General features: G+C 71.2%; 16 protein-coding genes. 10 read left to right on the top strand and 6 right to left on the bottom strand.

Going from position 1 to position 18,987, the window contains the following annotated elements:
- Nucleotides 1-109: 109 nt before the first annotated feature.
- The 3 genes from CP981_RS02285 to CP981_RS02275 all read right to left on the bottom strand — a co-directional run bounded on the left by CP981_RS02285 (nt 110) and on the right by CP981_RS02275 (nt 3,141).
- Nucleotides 110-814 (bottom strand): Clp protease N-terminal domain-containing protein, encoded by a 705-nt coding sequence (locus CP981_RS02285; protein WP_085923067.1) that lies wholly within the window; start codon nt 812-814, stop codon nt 110-112.
- A 76-nt stretch (nt 815-890) separates the two neighbouring features.
- Nucleotides 891-2,168 carry a cation:proton antiporter gene (locus tag CP981_RS02280; RefSeq protein WP_085923068.1) on the bottom strand — a complete coding sequence of 426 codons (1,278 nt, stop codon included), beginning with the start codon at nt 2,166-2,168 and terminating at the stop codon, nt 891-893.
- A gap of 142 nt (nt 2,169-2,310) precedes the next feature.
- On the bottom strand, nt 2,311-3,141 hold the full coding sequence (locus CP981_RS02275; RefSeq protein ID WP_085923069.1) for an AfsR/SARP family transcriptional regulator: 831 nt from the start codon (nt 3,139-3,141) through the stop codon (nt 2,311-2,313).
- 752 nt (nt 3,142-3,893) lie between these two features.
- Here CP981_RS02275 and CP981_RS02270 point away from each other — a divergent pair.
- The gene (locus CP981_RS02270) at nt 3,894-7,826 is read left to right on the top strand and encodes an ATP-binding protein (RefSeq protein ID WP_085923070.1); all 3,933 of its coding nucleotides are present in this window, start codon (nt 3,894-3,896) and stop codon (nt 7,824-7,826) included.
- Nucleotides 7,827-7,912: 86 nt separating this feature from the next.
- On the opposite strand, the gene CP981_RS02265 is transcribed toward CP981_RS02270, so the two are convergent.
- Nucleotides 7,913-8,662: a YqjF family protein gene (locus tag CP981_RS02265; protein WP_085923071.1), complete on the bottom strand. Its 750-nt coding sequence runs from the start codon at nt 8,660-8,662 to the stop codon at nt 7,913-7,915.
- A 227-nt stretch (nt 8,663-8,889) separates the two neighbouring features.
- On the opposite strand from CP981_RS02265, the gene CP981_RS02260 reads away from it, so the two are divergent.
- Nucleotides 8,890-9,648 (top strand): PIG-L family deacetylase, encoded by a 759-nt coding sequence (locus CP981_RS02260; RefSeq protein WP_085923072.1) that lies wholly within the window; start codon nt 8,890-8,892, stop codon nt 9,646-9,648.
- A gap of 290 nt (nt 9,649-9,938) precedes the next feature.
- On the opposite strand, the gene CP981_RS02255 is transcribed toward CP981_RS02260, so the two are convergent.
- Complete coding sequence (locus CP981_RS02255; protein ID WP_085923073.1) at nt 9,939-10,448, bottom strand: MarR family winged helix-turn-helix transcriptional regulator; 510 nt, start codon at nt 10,446-10,448, stop codon at nt 9,939-9,941.
- 80 nt (nt 10,449-10,528) lie between these two features.
- On the opposite strand from CP981_RS02255, the gene CP981_RS02250 reads away from it, so the two are divergent.
- The 7 genes from CP981_RS02250 (at nt 10,529) to CP981_RS02220 (ending at nt 16,745) form a co-directional block, all read left to right on the top strand.
- Complete coding sequence (locus CP981_RS02250) at nt 10,529-11,698, top strand: PP2C family protein-serine/threonine phosphatase (protein ID WP_085923074.1); 1,170 nt, start codon at nt 10,529-10,531, stop codon at nt 11,696-11,698.
- 449 nt (nt 11,699-12,147) lie between these two features.
- Nucleotides 12,148-13,026, top strand: coding sequence for an STAS domain-containing protein (locus CP981_RS02245; RefSeq protein ID WP_085923075.1), 879 nt, complete (start codon nt 12,148-12,150; stop codon nt 13,024-13,026).
- Nucleotides 13,023-13,421, top strand: coding sequence for an STAS domain-containing protein (locus CP981_RS02240; RefSeq protein WP_085923076.1), 399 nt, complete (start codon nt 13,023-13,025; stop codon nt 13,419-13,421). Before CP981_RS02245 ends, CP981_RS02240 begins: the two co-directional genes overlap by 4 nt.
- A 95-nt stretch (nt 13,422-13,516) precedes the next feature.
- Nucleotides 13,517-13,897, top strand: a complete 381-nt coding sequence (locus CP981_RS02235; protein WP_244329503.1) for an ATP-binding protein — start codon at nt 13,517-13,519, stop codon at nt 13,895-13,897.
- Complete coding sequence (locus CP981_RS02230; protein ID WP_341873666.1) at nt 13,894-14,907, top strand: SpoIIE family protein phosphatase; 1,014 nt, start codon at nt 13,894-13,896, stop codon at nt 14,905-14,907. The genes CP981_RS02235 and CP981_RS02230 overlap by 4 nt, the downstream gene beginning before the upstream one ends.
- Entirely contained in the window at nt 14,904-16,223 is a 1,320-nt protein-coding gene (locus CP981_RS02225) for a PP2C family protein-serine/threonine phosphatase (protein ID WP_085923078.1), read from the top strand. Before CP981_RS02230 ends, CP981_RS02225 begins: the two co-directional genes overlap by 4 nt.
- Nucleotides 16,224-16,334: 111 nt before the next feature.
- Nucleotides 16,335-16,745, top strand: a complete 411-nt coding sequence (locus CP981_RS02220) for an ATP-binding protein (protein WP_085923079.1) — start codon at nt 16,335-16,337, stop codon at nt 16,743-16,745.
- 41 nt (nt 16,746-16,786) lie between these two features.
- On the opposite strand, the gene CP981_RS02215 is transcribed toward CP981_RS02220, so the two are convergent.
- Nucleotides 16,787-17,137 (bottom strand): STAS domain-containing protein, encoded by a 351-nt coding sequence (locus CP981_RS02215; RefSeq protein ID WP_085923199.1) that lies wholly within the window; start codon nt 17,135-17,137, stop codon nt 16,787-16,789.
- A gap of 625 nt (nt 17,138-17,762) precedes the next feature.
- On the opposite strand from CP981_RS02215, the gene CP981_RS02210 reads away from it, so the two are divergent.
- Nucleotides 17,763-18,968, top strand: a complete 1,206-nt coding sequence (locus CP981_RS02210; protein ID WP_085923080.1) for a PP2C family protein-serine/threonine phosphatase — start codon at nt 17,763-17,765, stop codon at nt 18,966-18,968.
- Nucleotides 18,969-18,987 lie beyond the last annotated feature (19 nt).

Genomic DNA, 18,987 nt, shown 5'->3' with positions numbered 1-18,987 from the left:
GGGCCGGCCTTTGGCGATGTCGGCCGGCGGTTGCCGGCACGAGCCCACCGTCCCGTGTCAGGTAGGAAGGCTGTGCCGGCCCGGTTATCCGCGGTGGTTGACCGTTTCGTTACTGCTGCTCGCGCGTGGCGGACTGTTTGGCGACCTCGGTCTTGACCGTCTCGCGCAGCTCATCTGACGTGAAGCCGAGGTTGCGCAGGATCTGCGCGGCGGGGCTCTCCTCGGCGCGGATCAGGCCCAGCAGGGTGTGTTCCGTGCCGACCCAGTCGTGGCCGAGGTCGGCCGACGCGCGGCGTGCCTGCTCGATGGCCTCCTTGCTCTCCGGCCGGAACGCGATGTGCCCCCGCAGCGCCTTCTCGCCGGCCGGCGGCAGCGCTTCCTCGATTGCGTCGCGGATGCGCTGCTCCGACCCGGCTTTCGCGACCAGCACCTCGTAGGCCAGGCCCCGTGGTTCGCCGAGCAGGCCGAGCAGCAGGTGTTCGGTGCCGATGAAGTCGTGTTTGTGCGTTCGGGCGGCCTCCTGCGCCAGCACGATGCTGTGCCGGTTCAGGTCGGTATACCGCTCGAAAGGGCCGGGTGCGTGGCGTTGCTGGGCGGCCTGCTTGGACACCCCGATGGCGTCGCCGATCTCGGTCCACGACGCGCCGGTCTGCTTGGCCTTGCTGACGTAGTGGTCGATGAGCTGGTCACCGAGGTCGGACAGGGTCTGGGCGCGCAGTCGCGCCTCGCTGATGCGGGCCAGTTCGCTGGCTTCGGGGAGCTCCTCGTCGAGACGGGCGATCAGGTCGGCGAGGCTGATGTCGAGTGGGCTCATGCGTCAACTTTAAGTTGACGATCGAGGGTCGTCAAGTAGTAGTTGACGCTCGTGGTGTCCCCCTGGAGGTGGCGAACTACGGTCGCCCCGCCTGAGGTTGCTCCCGCTCCTCGCCCTGCGCAGTGGGCACCGGTACCCGTGCTCCGACCGTTCCCTCGTCCTTCATCGACGAGCCGAGGCTGAAGCGCAGCAGCGGTCCCGAGGCGACCGTGGTCACGACGGCCATCACGACCATCAGCGAGTAGAGGTCGGGATCGAGGAGCCCCATGGAGAGGCCAACCATCAGCAGCACCAGCTCGGTCAGGCCGCGCACGTTCATCAGCGTGGCGAGCCCCAGGGCCGACCGGTGGTCGAGGCGGGCGGCCCGGGCGCCGCTGTAGACGCCGAGAAGCTTTCCGCCGCACGCGACGAGCAGGATCAGCAACAGCTCGCCGATCGCACCGGCATCGAGGTGAGAGAGGTCCACGCGGAAGCCGGCGACCACGAAGTAGATCGGCATGAGGAAGGACGCCAGCGGCTCGACCGAGGTGCCCAGCCCCTCCCGGAAGCCACCGCGCAGCCTGGTGCGGGGGACGACGAGGCCGAACAGGAAGGCCCCGAAGATCAGGTGCAGCCCCATCCACTCGGTCGCGGCGCCGGAGGCGAGCACGCCGGCCATCACGAGCAGCACGGTCGCGCGCTGCGGGAGCCGGTTCACGAGCCGGCTGCTCAGCAGCCGCGGGACCACGAACACCATGATCGCGGCGTAGGGGAGGAGCAGTAGCAGCCGCCAGGAATGCCCGTCCGCTCCGACGACGGCCACGACGACGGCGAGCACCGTCCAGGCGATCACATCGCCCACCGCCGCCAGCGCCAGGGCGAGTCCGCCGACCCGGCTGTTGAGCAGGCCGTGGTCGACGATGATCCGTGCGAGGACGGGGAAGGCGGTGACGGCCATGGCCGTGCCGAGGAACACGACGAACGCCGTCGGCTGCCGGCTCGGGTGCGCGCCGAGCAGCCACAGCGCGAACAGCGCCCCGAGCCCGAACGGCACCACGAGCGCCCCGACGCCCAGCCAGCCCATCGTGCCCGCCTGCTGGCGTATGACGCGCCGGTCGAACTCCAGCCCCACCAGGAACATGAACAGCGCCACGCCGACGCTCGCGAACGCGCCGAGCAGCGGACGGATATCGGTCGGGAAGAGCGTGTCGGTGAGCCGGCCCCCGAAGAGGGTGGGGCCGAGGAGCACACCGCCGACGATCTCCCCGACCACCGAGGGCTGGCCCAGGCGGCGCGCGAGGGCCGCCATCCCCTGGCAGACGAGGACGAGGGCGGCGAGAGCGAGCAGCATCGAGCTCGCGTCCGGGGCGCTCATGGGGCCGCCGGAACAGTGCGGAGGGGAAAGGTGACCACGGTTTCTCTTTCCTGTGCGCGAGGCCGGCGCAGCGGAAAAGGCTGAGCGGCGCTCTCAACTGAGGGCCGGTGGCCCCGGAAAAATATTGCCGGTGTCGAACTCATCAACAGAAGGAGGAGGGCGCCGGCGCTCCCGAAGGCCGTAGGTCGCTGACGCGTGACGCCACGGCGGACGCAATGACCCGCTTGGCTCGGCTGACGTCGTCGGACAGGACGATGTCCTGCATCATCCGGAGATCTCCGCCCGGATTGATACCGAGTTCGCCGGCGAGCGTCTGACGGGCCCGATGGAAAATCCGGAGGGATTGGGCGCGATGGCGCGACAAGAAGAACGCCAGCATCAACTGCTGGTACAAGATCTCGTTCAGCGGATACCGCGTCAGATGCAGGGAAAGGAAGTCGATCACCTCGTGGCACAGGCCGGCACTGAGCTGTGACCATGCGGTCAGCTCGATGCAGTCCGTGCGTGACTGCTCCAGCCACGAGTCGAAGCTGCCGAGGATGGGCCCGGCGTAGGCCCCGCCGAGCAGGGTGCCCCGGCAGAGGGAGAGCCCGGATTTCCAGTCGCGGGCCGCGGCTTGGTAGTCACCATTCACCATGTTGCGGTGTCCGTCGATCCGGTGGCGATGAAACAACTGGAGGTCCAGTTGCTCGCCATGGAGGCGCATCAGATAGCCCGGGAATTGACTCCATATCACGTCGTCCTGGGACTTGTTGCCGAGTTGCTGGCGCAGTTTGGAGATGTGCACGTAGATCGCGTCGCGCGCCCGTTGGGGCGGCTGAGCCCATACCTCGCCGATGAGGTCGTCGACGGTGACGATACTTCCCGCCTTCACGAGGAGAGTGGCCAGAATAATCGATAAGTTCCGGGATCGAATGGGTCGAGGTTCACCATTAATGACCAGGCGGAGCGGCCCGAGAATTGCATAGTGCACGGAACTGGACCCTTCACATCACATGCCCGACGATCATGGGGAATCGGCACTGAAGAGGCGCTTGTTGACATCGCGTCAGCGCCGGAGGGCTGATCTGTATGCTGCCAGGGGGACGCCGGCGGACGGCCGTGGACCTCCTACGGGTGCCCTCCTGGGAGACGCGCTACCTTGACCGGCCGGGTCGCCGTCGAGACCGGCGTCGCCGGCGGGACCCGCGGCCAACCTGGCCACCGGGGCCCACGCGGCCCGCCTGCCCCAGGTCGTCGACCTCGCCCGTCCATGACCGCAACCCTAGGCAGGCCACAGCCGCTTGCGGGACTCCGGAGGGGGGCCGTGCGACACCTAGGGTCGCGGGATTCACAAGCAATCGGTTCCGCATCCGACCGATACTCCTTCTCCGTTGCGAGACGGCCTTGGTGAAGGTCTGTCCAGCGGGTGACCGCGAAGGCGCCGGCACCGCGGGCTCCGACCAAGGCCTCCCGTTCGGGGGTGGTTTCCGATCACCGGCATCCTGCGGCATCCCCCTTGCCGCGCCCTGGTCGGGACGCTGCCGGATTCCTGCCACTTCCTGAGAGGAATTTGGCCATCCTGGCCGAAATTCCTGCGGGTACCTTGCCGTTCGCTCCTTGGCGACGGCGAAGATCTTGGAACGCCTCATCCTCTGTGTAAGGCTCCGGTTCGGACGGGTACCGGCCGCACTGCGCCACTCGCCCGTCAGCACGATCGCGCGTGCGAGAACGATTGGGACCGATATGCCTTCATCCCTGACGCCGAAGCACCCCACCCCGGCTCCCGAGGCCGAGCCGCACGAAACCCCCCTCCTACTGAGCGTTCTGGGCCCCATGTCGGCGCGCCACGACGGCCGCGACCTCCCCCTCGGTCCGCCACGCCGCAGGGCCCTGCTCGCCCTGCTCCTCATACGCCTGGGGCGGGTGGTGCCTACGGAGCTGCTCATCGAGGAGCTGTGGGGCGAGGAACCCCCGCGTCAGTCCGTCGCCACGCTCCAGAGCCACATCTCCCACCTGCGCCGCGTACTCCAGCCGGCGTCCGGGCCGGACCGCCTCACCGTGCTGCGCCACCGCGCGCACGGCTACGTCCTGGAACTCACCCCCGAACAGATCGACGCCTGCCGCTTCGAGCGCCTGGTCGCCGAAGGGCGACTGCTGCTGGAACGAGGCGACCCACGCGCCGCGCGCGACCGGTTCACGGCAGCCCTGTCACTGTGGCGGGGCTCGCCCTATGCGGAGTTCGACGGCCACCCTCCGCTCAGCGACGAGAGTTCGCGTCTCGAAGACGTCCGGCTCACCGCCGTGGAGTCCTGCGCAGAGGCCCAACTCGCCCTCGGAGAAGCCCAGGAAGTAGCCGCGGACCTCGACCGCGAGGCGCGCCTCCACCCGGCGCGCGAACGCCTGGTCGGCCACTTGATGACGGCCCTGTCCCGGCTCGGGCGGCAAGCCGAGGCGCTCGAAGCGTACGAACGGACCCGCGTCCACCTGGACGAGGAGTTCGGCGTGGGCACCGCCGCCGAACTCCGCCGGGTCCGGACCGCGATCCTGCGCCAGGAGCCGGGGGCGGGCGGACCCACGGCCGGGCCCATGACCGGGCCCATGACCGGGCCCATGACCGGGCCCATGACCAGATCCATGACCAGATCCATGACAGAGCCCACCGCCGGGCCGCGCCCCGGTCGCCCCGGACCTGCCGGGCCCGCGCTGCCGGCCACGGCGCCCGGGGGCGCCACGGCGAACGACGGCGAAGGTACACAGGGAGCGGAGGAGCGCCCACCATGTGCGGCGGACGAGCCCGAGCGGCTGGCGGCGGCCGAGCGGTCCGGTGGGATCGGCGGGGCAGCAGCCGCTCGGGACGAACTCTCCGCAGCCGAACGCGGTGGCGCCGCTCCCCAGGACGACACGCTGTCCGCGAGATCGGGAGAGGCCGGAGGAAGCCCTGCCGCGGACGGGGCGCGGGTGGCCGGGACGGCCGGGGCGCAGGCGGACGGGCCTGCCGGGGGACCGGGACACGGCCGCCGGCCGACGACAATCACCGCGCACTCACAGCCGACTACCACGCCGCCAACTACCGCGCCGCCGACTACCACGCACGCGCGGTCGGCCCCCGGGAACTCGCGCCCGACCAACAAGAACTCGCGCCCGACCAGCGAGAATTGGCAGTCGACCACCGAGAACTGGCTTTCAGCCACCGAGAATTGGCAGTCGACCACTAAGAACAAGAACGGGCACCCGCCCACCGCCCATGCGGATGAGGGCCCACGTCCGACGACGCCGGATGCCAAGACCCCCGAGTACGACCCCCACACCGAGACCTCCCGCCCCGTGTGCGGCAGTCCGGGCGCCCAGTCGCCGTTCACCGGCCGTAGCGAGGAGTTGCAGCGCCTGACCGCCGCGGCGGCGAGCGCGCTCGCCGGGCACGGTCATGTTGCGGGCGTCCTCGGCCCCGCCGGCGTCGGCAAAACCCGGCTGCTCCTTGAATTCGCACTCCGGCTGGGAACCCCCCAAGCAGGCCGGAAGGGCGCCGGCGAGGACGCTGCCGGCCTGGAGGTGATCTGGAGCCACTGTTTCCTGGGCGAGGGCGTGCCGCCGTACTGGCTGTGGACCCAGATCCTCAGACGACTGTCCACCACCCGCCCGGACGCCTTCCGCGCGGCGGCGGAACCGTTCGGCACCCTGCTCGCCCCGCTGCTGCCCGAGCGCGCGGCCCGGCCAGGCGGCCCGGCCCCGGAATCCGACTGGGGCCGGGCCCGGTTCCTCACCCACGACGCGGTCTGCGAAGTCCTGCTCGCCCTCGCCGCCCAGCGGCCCCTCGTCCTGCTCATGGAGGACCTGCACTGGGCCGACACCGCCTCCCTCGACCTCCTCAGACTGCTGAGCACCCGCAGCCAGGGCCATCCGCTCGGCATCGTCCTGACCGCCCGTGAGTACGAGATCGAGTCCGACGCCACGCTGCGCCGCATGCTCTCCGAGGTCCTGCGCGGACCCCGGACCGAGACCCTGCGGCTCGGCGGCCTGTCCCGCCACGCCGTCGCCGCCCTCGTCGGGCCCGGTGTCGACGCGGGGGTCGTCGAGGTGCTGCACCGGCGCAGCGAAGGCAACCCGTACTTCGTCATGCAGCTCCTCTCCCTCCTGGGCGACGCGCGGAGCCTGCGGCGGCCCGACGCGGTGGATGTGCTCCTCACCCGTGTCCCGACGGGCGTCCGCGAGGCCCTGCACCAGCGCTTCGCCACCCTCCCCGAGACGGTGCTGCGCGTGCTGCGGCTGTGCGCCGTCATCGGCACCGAGGTCGACACCGACCTGCTGGAACGCACGGCCACCGAGGATGAACCGGTCACCAAGGCACTGGAGCTGGCGATCCGGGCCGGGCTGCTCGGCGAGGACCGCCACCACCCGGAACGGCTCCACTTCACCCACGCCCTGGTCCAGGAGACGCTCATCGACGAGCTCGCCCGCGAGGACCGGCAGCGGCTGCACGCGAGAGTCGTCGAGGGGATCTCGACCCGCAGACTCGGGCAGCTGGCGGACGAGGAGATCGAGCGGATCGCCCACCACGCCTGGCACGCCAAGAGCGCACTGCCGGCGGCCGACACGCTTCCCCTGCTGCTGCGCGCCGCCGAGCAGGCGGAACAGCAACTCGCCTACGAACAGGTGGAGACCTGGCTGCGCCGCGCGGTCCACCTGGTCGGCCTGCTGCCGCCCGGCGACCCCTCGGCCGCGTCCCTGAACCAGCGGCTGCACATTCAACTCGGCCAGGTGCTGGCCACCACCCGGGGCTACGGCCACGCCGAGGCCGAGACGGCACTCGCCCGCGGCTGGGCCCTCAGCGCGGCCGCCCGCTCTCCCGAAGACCCGTCGGTGCTCTGGGCCCTGTGCGCGGCGTACATCGTCACCGGCCGCTACGACGCCTCACGCCAGTTCTCGCACCTGCTCCGGGACCTCGCCGACCGGACCGGCCAGCCCGTCGCGGTGCTCGGCGCGGCCTACGGCGAGGGCATCGTTCTCCACGTCCGCGGCCAGTTACGGCAGGCGCTCGCCGAACTGGAGTACGGCGTCGCCATGGCGGACGGGTACGCCAACGAGGGCCACTCCCTGGCCCGCACCTTCCAGCACGACCCCCGCGTCTCCTGCCGCTCCTACGACACCTTCACCCGCTGGCTCATGGGCGACCGCAAGACCGCCACGGCACGCCGCCGCGAATTACTGCGCCTCACCGAGTACGACAGCAGGCCCTCCGACCGCTGCTTCGCCCTCTACGTGGACGCGGTCGTGGCGGCCTGGGAAGACGATGCACGCACGGCCCGCTCCTCCGGCGCCGAAGGAGTCCGCCTGGCCGACGCACACGGACTGCTCTACTGGAAGGGCATGCTCGGCGTGCTGGAAGGCTGGGGCCGCACCCACTCCGGACAGGAGGACGGCCTCCCCCTCATGCACTCCTCGATGGCCGAACTCCGCAACTCCAGAACCCACTTGCGCCGCCCTCTCCACCTGGGCCTCCTCGCCCAGGCCCAGCACCACGCCGGACGGACCGAGGACGCGAAGACCACCTTCCGCGCCCTCCTCGCAGCCGTCGGCCAGAGCAACGAACACGTCTACCTCCACACCGAACTCCCCGCCACCCGCCTCCTCCACGACCTCCTGGGCCGTGGCGCCGCGGAGTCGGTGGCGACCGGGTGAGCTGCCCACGCCGGCCCGGGCCGGGCCGGCCCGCCACCGTCCAGCCGTCGGCGTAGCGGCAGGTGCCTTCGGCCAGGGGAGCGGGCTCAGGCGCCCGGCGTGGGGCGGCCGAACGTCACCGGGACACCGGGGGAGTACAGCACACTGACCGGCTGCCCCAGCGGCGTGGACAGGCCCGCTGCCGCGATCACGTTCTCGTCGAGGTGCAGCAGCTCTGCCCGGTGCAGCGGCCAGCGCGGATGGGCGTTGTGCAGATACGACGGCCGTCCGTGAACCGTGTGGTGCAGGCCCCAGCGCGCGGTCAGAAAGTGTTCGAGTGCGGTGGGCGCTGCCACGGGAGCGCCCTTCCGCACGGTGATCCGGCAGTGTGCCCCGCGCGGACCGGGCCAGCGCCGGGTGCTGGCGTAGCTGACGGTGTCGCCGTCGTGCCGGACGGACATCCGGGACCACAGATACGGCAGCCGGACCACGGCGCGCGCGAAGGCCACCGGTATCAGCCGGGAGGCGTCCAGAGACCGGAAGACCACCCCGCGCCGTCCGCTGCTGTCCACCGAGTAGAGACGGACATTCGTCTCCGGAAAGGTGCCGAGGTAGGGGATACCCGGAAGCTTGAACCATCCGACCCGATGCATCCGGAACGCCACCAGCCCGACGTAGGTGGCTCCGTCGAAGGTGTCCGGAACCGTCCCGGCCGGCAGCAGGGGAGCCACCTCCGCCGGATCAACGGCCCAGTGCAGGAACGCCAGATCGAGCCAGCTCTGGGTGAGCAGGACCGGCGCGAGCGAGTACGGCGGCTCGGCGGTCACGGGCTCCGGCGCAGCGAGTTCGGACAGCACGGCGCCATCGTGGCAGACCCTTCGGCGCGGACCGCCCCCGGGCTACGCACCCAGGCCCGACCGACGGCCGTACGTCCGGTGACACAGCGCCGCCGCCACCCGCGGTCTCTTCGCGCCTCGGACTCGACCTCGCCACGACAATCGCGGCGAGGCCGGCTGTACGCTCGACGTTCGGACGATGAGGTCAGCTGGTATCCGTCGTTGCCAGCACGGAAGGTGGTCTTCCCATGTCGGCGCCGAGCTTGCTCGCGGTCTTCGCGCACCCGGACGACGAGTCGTTGTCGGCGGGCGGAGCGCTCGCCCGTCACGCAGCTGACGGCGCGCGTACCGCAGTCGTCACGGCGACCTGGGCCCACGGCACTCATCGTGCTGAGGAGTTGGCCGAGGCGCTGCGGATCCTCGGCGCGGGCAAGCCGCGGCTGCTCGGCTACGCCGATGCGCGGGTGCCGCACTCGGCCCCGGGCTGTGTCCGGTTCTGCGAGGCGCCGCTCGACGAGGCGGTGGGGCGGATGGTGACGCACATCCGGGATTTCCGCCCGGACATCATGGTCACTCACGACGCCTATGGCGGGCTGCCCGGCCATCCGGACCACGTACACACCCACCGGGTGACCATGCTGGCTGCCCAGGCGGCCGGACTCGCTCAGCTCTATCCGGACGCCGGTGCCCCCTGGCAGCCCCGCGCCCTCTACTTGGCCACGCACCCGCACTCGGCCGTGCCGGCGCTGAGAGACGTGATCGGTACGCGCAAGGCGGTGTACAGCGTTCCGGACGAACAGGTCACCGCAACCGTCGACGTCGGCCCTTGGATCGAGCAGAAGATCGCCGCCGTACTGGCCCATCGCTCCGAGGTGGAGCGGGGCGCCCTACCGGGTCTGATCGCCGCCCTGCCGCCGGATGCACGAGAGCGGCTCTTCGCCACCGAGTGGTACATCCGCCACACCCCCATGACTGTGGCGGCACCCCAAACGGCGCTGACCGTCTGACGGGCATCCCAGCAACGCGACGAAGGCGGCAGTGATTCCCGAGCTCATCGGGCATCGCCTGCTCCCCGCGCCGCCGACGAGGCCGCCCGGACCGCCGTCGCGCCCTGGCGGGAGACGCTGGGCGAGGGCCGGCACACCGCGCCCCGTTCGTCCGAACGGCCAATGGCGAACGGCCAGTGGCGAACGGCCGGTTTGATAGCGTCACCCGTGCGGCGAAGATCCGTTTGTTCCGTCCGCGCAGCGCGTTTCCGGTGGGGGATGTCGGCTCGAGAGGCGGAGTTCAGGTGAGGTCAGGCACTGTCCGCGACGCTGTCGTCCCGGACGGAAGGGCCGCCCTCGTCGGCCGCGCGCCGGGCGAACGCCGCGTGGAAGGCCTCCAGGCCGGCCGCGAGCTTGGCGACATCGGCGGGTTCCATCTGCTCCAGGGTGGCCGTGACGTCCCGGCTCCGTGCCGCGCGGTACTCCTCCAGCAGCACTCTGCCGCGCAAGCTCAGCCGCAGCTCGACCTCGCGCCGGCTGGTCGCGCTGGGGCCCCGTTCGGCGAGGCCCATCGCCTCCAGGCGGTCGCAGAGTCGGCTGACCGCCGGCGGCCGCGAGGCGAGCGCCTCGGCGAGGGTGCGCAGGTTCGTGCCTTCCCGCTTTTCGAGCACGAGGAGTGCGCGGAGTTGGGAAGGGGAGACCTCCGCCGAGCGCGCCGCTTCCTGTCCACGTCCCCACAGAACCTCGAGCAGCTCGGAGGCGGCAAGGGCCGCCGCGCTCGCCTGCTCGCGGGAAAGGGACCGACTGGTGAAACGGGACACACGAACACTCTGTCACCCTGTGCGTCCTGTTGTCAGACCGACCCTGCCCTTGGCGCCGCACGAAGGGGGTCCGCGCAAGCATGACGGACGGCATCGATGTGGGCCGAGCGCTGCGCGCGTCGGCACCACACGCACTGCTCGACACCGTGCGTGACCACCTCGCCACCGCCTACGGGGCCACTTCGGTGCGCCTGTATCTGACGGACTACGGCGGCACGGTCCTCAGCCCGTGCGACTCCTTGGGGGACGAGGACGGACTGCTGCGCATCTCCAGTAGTCCGGAAGGGCGCGCGCTGGGGAGCCAGGAGCGCCGGGCGCAGCAGGTGCCGCACGGTGACGCCATCGACCACCATCTCCCGGTGACGGTGCGGGGCGACCGGATCGGCATTCTGACGGTCCGGCTTCCCGGTGACCGTTCCACGCCCGCGGTCCTGGATGAGCTCAGGCAGGTCGTCGACCAGCTGGGGCACGAGATCCTTGTCGCTGAGCGGGACACCGACGTCTATCAGCGGGTACGCCGTATCAGTCGTCTCACCCTGGCGGCCGAGATGCAGTGGCAGCTGCTGCCTGCCCGGGCGTGCACCGCCGCGCGGTACGCCCTCGGTGCCCAGCTGGAGCCCGCCTACGCCGTGCACGGCGACAATTTCGACTGGGCCTCGGACGGTGACGAACTGACCCTCGCCGTCACCAACGGCATGGGGCAGGGCATCGACGCCTCGCTCCTCACCCACCTCGCCGTCAGCGCGCTGCGCAACGCCCGGCGGGCCGGCCTCGGCCTCGCCGATCAGGCGGCGTTGGCCGACCAGGCGGTGTACGACCACTACCAGGGCGCGTCCCACGTTTCGACGCTGCTCGTGCGTGTCGAACTCGCGACGGGGCGGATGGAGGTCATCGACGCGGGGTCGCCGCAGATGTGGCGGCTGCGGGGCAGGACCGTCGAGCGCATCGAGCTGGACAGGCAACTGCCCCTGGGCATGTTCGAGGAGTCCCACTACGCGGCCGAGAGCCTCACGGTCGAGCCGGGGGACCGGCTGGTCTTCGTGAGCGACGGGGTGTACGAGGCGCCCGCGCCGCGCGGCGGAACGTATGTCGAGGCGGCGCTCGCGCGGGGGCTGCACGCCACACGTCTGCTGCCGGCCGCGCTGGTGCCGGGCGCACTGCTCCGTGATGTGGCCGAATACCGTGCGGCCGAGACGCTGGATGATGCCTTGGTGCTGTGTTTTGACTGGTTCGGCGACGGGCTCGACTGAGCAAGGATCGTTGTGCGGCCCTGGGCGGCGTCCTTGAGTTCGCTGTCTTGGTGAGGTCCGCCGCCAAGGCACTCGGCGGGCGGCGCCCTCCGGGCCGTAGCCCGGGTCCGTAGCCGCCGACCTGCTACGGCTCTTGTCGCCGGTCGCCGCTGTGAGCCTCCACGAGGTGCGGTCCGCTGCCCGCTCACCGGGTCGCCGTACCGCCGGATCCCGGAAAGAGCACGGGTCTCATATCCGGTCTCCGGCCGCAAAACCACCGCATCGATTCGGCCGTCCGGCCATTCCCCGCCTCGGCGGGTGAAGAGGGGGCCCGTGGGTTACCGGGCTTGATCGCGCTCGATAACATTTGCCGGAAGGCAACTATCGACGAGCGCGGCTCGGCCCGGCCGCACCATCGGGCTATCAGTCCGACGGTCACCACGGGTCGGCCGGACCGAAAGGACAAACAGTTGGGTTCCGCTGAAGCTGCCGCACGCGAGCGTGTCACGAGCGTGCTGCGCGAAGAGGCCGATGAGATCTCGGACCGTTGGGTGCAGTTGCAGCTGGCGCAGCCGTCGCTGGACGGGGAAGTGAGCGAGGCCGAGCTGGGGGAGGAGGCCGACGCCCTCGTCAGCGCCCTGCTGTCCGGTCTGGATCTCGGGCTCCCGGTCGAGCGCGTGGTCACCTCGCACGAGGAGATGCACCGGACGGTGTCCGAGATCTCCATGCGCCGTGCCCGCAGGGGCGTTTCGCCCACCGCGACCTCCCTGGCGGTGCTGTCCCTCAAGCAGGCTCTGCTGGAGTCCGTCCAGCGGCGGACCCGCGCTGGGGACGACCTCTTCCCCAGCGCGGTGCTGATCAACCGCCTGCTGGACAGCGCCGGTGCGCTCTCGTTCGAGACCTTCGTGGAGGGCCGCGAGGAGATCATCCGCCGGCAGAGCCAGCAGCTGCTGGAGGTCTCCACGCCGGTCGTCCGGCTGTGGCGCCAGGTCCTGGCCGTCCCGCTGATCGGCACTCTCGACACCGCGCGTACTCAGGTGGTGATGGAGAACCTCCTCCAGGCCATCCAGGAGCACGAGGCGCTGGTCGCCATCATCGACATCACCGGTGTGCCCACCGTCGACACCGCTGTCGCCCAGCACCTGATGCACACCGTCAACGCGGTGCGGCTGATGGGCGCGGACTGCGTCATCAGCGGCATCCGGCCGCCCATCGCCCAGACCATCGCGCAGCTCGGGATCGACTTGTCGACGATTCTGACCCGCGCCACCCTCGCCGACGCCCTCGGAGAGGCCGTCAAGCTCACCGACGCCGCCGTACCGGACCACGCGCCGCTGGACAAGCGATGAGCGCGCCGGCCTCGGGTGGAGTCCCGATCCTGCGTCTGGGGGACGTGCTGGTCACGGGCCTCCTCAACGAACTCGACGACACGACCGCAGTGGCGTTCACCGAGGAGCTCACCAGCCGGATCAGCAGCGACGGAGCCCGTGGTGTGCTCATCGACATCTCCCGCCTGGAGATCGTCGATTCCTTCGTGGCCCGCACGTTGATGGAGCTGACCACCATGGCGCGGCTGCTGGGCGCCCGGGTGATCGTCGCCGGTATGCGGCCGCCGGTCGCCATCACGCTCGTCGAGCTGGGCATCCAGCTCACCGGGGTGGAGACGGCTCTCAACGCCGAGCAAGCGATGGCTGCGATGGGCTGGCATCAGAGCCTGCAACCGGCCGGAGGGGGGCCTGGGTGAGTTCCGCCCGGAACACTGACCACACGGTGGCTCTCGCCCCTACGGCGTCCGACGCCGCCGACCCTGCCGCGCACACGGAACGGACGGTCCACCACGTGCGCATCGAAGAAGACCTGCTGACCGTCCGCCACGCCGTGCGGGCGGCGACCCTGCGTGCCGGATTCAGCATCGTCGACCAGACCCGGGTGGTCACCGCAGCCAGCGAGCTGGCCCGCAACGCCTACATCCACGGCGGAGGGGGCACCGTGACCATCGACCGGCTGACGCTGGGGGGAAGCGCCGGGCTGCGTCTGACGGTCAAGGATGAGGGGCCCGGCATCGTGGACACCGACGCGGCACTGGCCGACGGCTTCACCACCGGCGCGGGACTCGGTCACGGCCTGGGAGGTGCCCGACGCCTGATGAACGACTTCGAACTGCACACCGTGCCCGGACAGGGCACGACCGTGATCGCCACGCGATGGGCGGGGCGGTGACTTTCCCCGAGACCCTGCCGACGGCACATATCGCCGTGGACCACTACAGCGCCGTGCATCTCGCCGCCGAGACCGCTCGTACGGTGGCCGGGCGCTGCCGCCTGCCGGGCGCCCTGCCCGACCAGGCCGCCGTCGTCGCCTCGGAACTGGCCAGCAATCTGGCCAAACACGCCAGCAGCGGCTCGCTGTTCATCCAGCCGCTGCCGCTGGGCGGCGGGATGGAGATCGTCGCCGCGGACCGCGGTCCCGGCATCGGCGCGCTACAGCAGTGCCTCGCCGACGGCTTCACCACCAGCAACACCCTCGGCGCCGGGCTGGGCGCCGTGAAGCGGATAGCCACCGCGCTCACCATCCGTACGCAGCCCGGGGCCGGCACCCTCGTCTGCGCCCGCCTCACCGAGCCCGACGCCGCCCACCCGGCCGACCAGGAGGTGGGCGCCATCTGCCTGCCGGCGGACCGCGAGGAGCTCAGCGGCGACGCCTGCGCCGTCGTCGATCAGGGCACCACCCGCACCGCGATCGTGGTGGACGGCCTCGGGCACGGCCCGCAAGCGGCCGAGGCGGCGCAGGCGGCCATCCGGTCCTTCCACCGGGCACCGGACCTTCCCCTGCCCGCGCTCCTCACCGCCCTCCACCGAGCGCTGCGCCGCACCAGGGGCGCGGCTGTGGGCCTGCTGCGTCTGCACCCCGGCCGGGCGGAGTACAGCGGCATCGGCAACGTACGGGTCCTGACGCTGACTCCGCTCGACGTGGGCCACCGCCTGACCGGCCAGCCCGGTATAGCCGGCCTGAACATGGCGACGCCGCAGGTGCGGTCCTTTCCCGTACCACCCGGCGCCACCGCGGTGCTCCACTCCGACGGCATCGACCAGCGATGGGCCCGGGCGCCCTCGGCCTTCGTGCACCGGCTGCCGCCGCTCCTCCTCGCCGCGTCCCTCGCCCACAGTCACCGCCTCAGCCGCGACGATGCGACCGTGATCGCCGCCCGACCCAGCCAGAGACTCCCGTGAGCCCCCACACCTTCCACACCCTGCCGAGCCTGCGCCGCGCCGTCCGGGGAATCTGCGAGGCGCACCGGCTTCCGTCCCACAACGGAGCGCGGCTGCTGCTCTCCGTTGCCCGGATGGCCACGGCCGCCCTCGACTCCGGCGGACCCGTCCGCCTGGAGGCCGTTGAGCGCACCGCGCCCGGGGGAAAGACGCTGCTGGCCGTGACGCTGCACGCCGGACCGGCAGCGGCGTCACCGAGCCCCGCCGACTTGCCGCTGCCCGGGCAGGCCACAGCCGAGGGCACCGTTGCCTGGCACCTCCCCCTCAGAGAAGGGGAGGGCCCGCCGCTCTCCGCCGTGCTGCCCGCGCCCCAGGGAGCCGCAACAGCCCTGGCCCGTACCCGCGAGGGGGCGGCCACCGAGGCGTACGAGGCGGAGATCGCGGCGCTCGAAAGCGATCTCGCGGGCGCGCTCTCCCGCGTCGACACCCTCAGCACCGAACTGGACCGGCTCAAGGACGAACTCGCCGAGACCAACAGCGGCGTGCTCGCCCTCTACGTCCAACTGGAGGAACGGGACGAGCAGTTGCGCCGGGCGCACGGCAAGATCCTGCGCGAGCTGGAGGACGCGCTACGGCCCCCGCCGATCACCGTCAGCGGGATGGAGCTCGCCGTTCACTACGCGCCGGCCGATACGGACGCACCCACGGGAGGCGACTTCTACGACTGGCTCCTGCTGCCCGACGGCACGGTGCACATCACGGTGGTCGACGCGCTGGGCCACGGCGTGCGCAGTACCCGCAGCGCGCTCAACGTCACGCACGCCGTGCGCACCCTGGCCCTCGAAGGCCATCCGCTGGAATCCATCGTGGCCCGTACCCACGACATCCTCGTGCCGTTCGACCCCGAGATCATGGCCACCGTCCTGCTTGCCCGGATTCACCCCGAGACCGGCGCCCTGCGTCTGGCCAACGGCAGCCATCCGCCGGCCCTGGTCGTCCGCGCCGACGGGAGCGCCGGCTATCTGGAGGTCCGCGGCCGCGGCATCGGATTCCCGCTTCCCGGGAGCGAGTCCGTGCTGGAGGACACCCTGCACGAGGGCGACGTCCTCATGCTCTACACCGACGGCCTGACCGAGAGCCGGCGGGACCCCATCGAGGGCGAGGCGCGCCTCGCCAAGACCGCCCAGGCCCATGCCCGGCGCCCGGTGCGGGAGATCCCCGGCGCCGTCGCGGAGGACATGCACACCGTCATCCTGCACGCGGACGACACGCTCGCCCTGGCCGTCCGCCGGACGGAGAACCCGCAGGTCAAAAGCCCCCTGGCAGGGCAGTCGTGAGCACCGCAGCCCGCAGTGGGCCGAAGACGCCCTTTTCCGGAACGACTGTCTGGGTAGACGCGTCTCGGACAGCCGCCGCGAACGGGACCCTACGAGCGGGGGGAGAACGCCATGCAACGCAGGCTAGCGATTGAGGATCATCCGATACAGCTGACGCAGCGGGTCTGCCGTCCAGGCTCCGCGGCGGACGCCCGCGACTTCGCCCGGAGCTTCGCTGCCCTGCTCTGCCCCGAACCACCCGCGCTGACCACCGAGAACCTCCTGCTCCTGGTGTCCGAGCTGGTCGCCAACGCGCTGCGGCACGCGGGCGCCGTCACGGCCCTGCACCTTCGCGCCGACCGCGAGCGGATCGAGGTGTGCGTCGAGGACCCCAGCCCCACGCATCCACAGAAGCGCGACCCCGACCTCACCGGCAGCCAGGGCGGCTTCGGATGGCCCATGGTGCACGCGCTGGCTCTCGACGTCGCGATCCTGCCGGGCGCCGGCGGCGGAAAGACGGTACAGGCGGCCCTGGCGCGCTGAACGCAGCTCTGAAGAGCCAGGCGGGACTTTGCGGACACGCCCTAGCCTTCGCGGTCGCCGCCGTCGGCTCCGAGGGGGGCGGGCTCGGCGTCGAGGGCCTTCGCCACGGAGTCGTACAGCGGCAGGACGGTGTCGAGCCCGGTGAGGGTGAAGAGCCGCATCAGAACGGCGGAGGGGGCCGCGAGACGCAGGGCCGGGCCCAGCGCGCTGTGCGCCTGGAGCAGGACGTTGACCGTGGTGGAGTCGGCGAATGTGGCCGCTGACAGGTCGACGACGACCGGGGCCACGCCGTCCTCGGCCGCCTTCCGCAGGACCTCTTCCAGCGGCGCGACGCTGTCTAGATCGAGGGGTCCGGTGACGGCGACGACACGAGCACCACGCTCCTGCCGCACGGCCACCTCTCCCTCTATCGGTCGGCCTCCACTGGGCTGGGGCACGGTGAACCTCGCTGTAGGGGCTGACGGTTGGAGCAATGCGGTGGCCCGGGCGTTCACGCGACCAAGCAACCGGCTCGGACCAGGATAGAAGCGATAGTTGCCGTTTGACAACATTCGCCATAAGGCAACAATCTGTTCTCGTCACAGAACAAGGCGGCTGCGCCTGGCGTGGCTTGGGACGAAAGAGCGGCCTGAGATCCGCTGCACGCTGTCAGAACATGAGCGTGGCCGCCGACGACGCGTGGGCGGTCACCCTCATATGTGAGGGGGAGGAGCCGCGCGTGAAACGCATCGAGCCCCGCCTCCACGCCGCGAAGCCGTCCACCGCCGGGCCCGCCGCGCACCGGAAGGGAACGCGGCTGTGACGACAAGGCCCCCTCCTGGCGGGACGACTCCTTACCCACCCCCACGCGCCGCCACCGGTTCAACGGCGCACGGGGCCTCCACCCTTCCGCGCTCGCGGCGGTCCGGCCGGCCACGGTAACGGGACACACCCGACCACTTTGCTCCGTCCTGCGGCGCGGTCCCCGTCAGCCCCCGCCCTTGCCCTCGTCCACGGACGAAGAATGTTTGAGAGACCGTGACTCAGCGTCGTGAGGTAGAACGAGCGGTGCGGGCGTCGGCCCCGCACGCTCTGGTGGACACGCTTCGTGACGTGCTCGCCGAACGCTACGGAGCGCTCTCCGTGGAGTTGCTGCTCGCGGACCACGGGGCCACGGTGCTCACGCCCTTCGGCGCGGTGGGGGCGGCAGCCGCGCCGGTCCCGGTCGCCAACAGCGCCGAAGGCAGAGCGTTCGACGGCCGGCAGCCCCACCAGGAGACCCGGCACGGAGACACCGTCGAGCACCATCTCCCGGTGACCGTCCGCGGGGAGCGCACCGGCCTGCTCACGGTACGGCTGCCCGCCGAGCGGTCCGTTCCGGACACCGTCCACGACCTGGTCCACGCGGCCGCTCTGCTCGGCCACGAACTCCTGGTGGCCGAGCGCGACACCGACGTCTACCAGCGGGCGCGACGCATCGGCCGGTTCACCCTGGCCGCCGAGATGCAGTGGCACCTCCTCCCGGCCCGGGCCTGTGCCGCCGACGAGTACGCCGTCGGCGCCCAGCTCGAACCCGCCCACGACACCCACGGCGACAACTACGACTGGGCCTCGGACGCCGACGAGCTGACCCTCGCCGTCACCGACGGCATGGGCACCGGTGTCCACGCCTCGATGCTCACCCACCTCGCCGTCAACGCGCTGCGCAACGCCCGCCGAGCCGGTATCAGCATCGAGGACCAGGCCGCCCTGGCCGACCAGGCCCTCTACGCCCAATACCGGGGAGCCGCCCACGTCTCCACCCTGCTGCTGCGCTTCGACGTCGCGACGGGCCGCGTCCAGGCCGTGGACGCCGGCTCGCCCCAGCTGTGGCGGATGCGGGGCAGAGCGATCGAGCGCATAGAACTCGATCCCCAGATGCCGCTCGGCATGTTCGAGGAGACGCACTACAAGGCGCAGGAATTCGAGGTGCTGTCCGGAGACCGGCTGGTCGTCGTCAGCGACGGTGTGTACGCGGCGCGGTCGCCGCAGGGGGAGAGGTACGCCGAGCGTGCCCTGGCCCGGGCGATCCACGCGGGCGGACTGCTCCCGGCCGCCGCCGTGCCCCGCGCCGTACTGCGTGACCTGGCCGACTTCCGTGCCGCGGAACCACTGGACGACTTGCTGGTGCTCTGCGTCGACTGGTTCGGGAAACCCGGAGACCGGCCGCCCGGGCCGGCGAGCGCCGGGGGCGGCCCCCGTTAGAAGCCGGGGATCCGGGTAC

This window comes from Streptomyces platensis, from assembly GCF_008704855.1.
Lineage (GTDB): Bacteria > Actinomycetota > Actinomycetes > Streptomycetales > Streptomycetaceae > Streptomyces > Streptomyces platensis.
The sequence above is the reverse complement of the archived record's forward strand: the minus strand, read 5'-3'. Positions and strand labels throughout refer to the sequence as shown.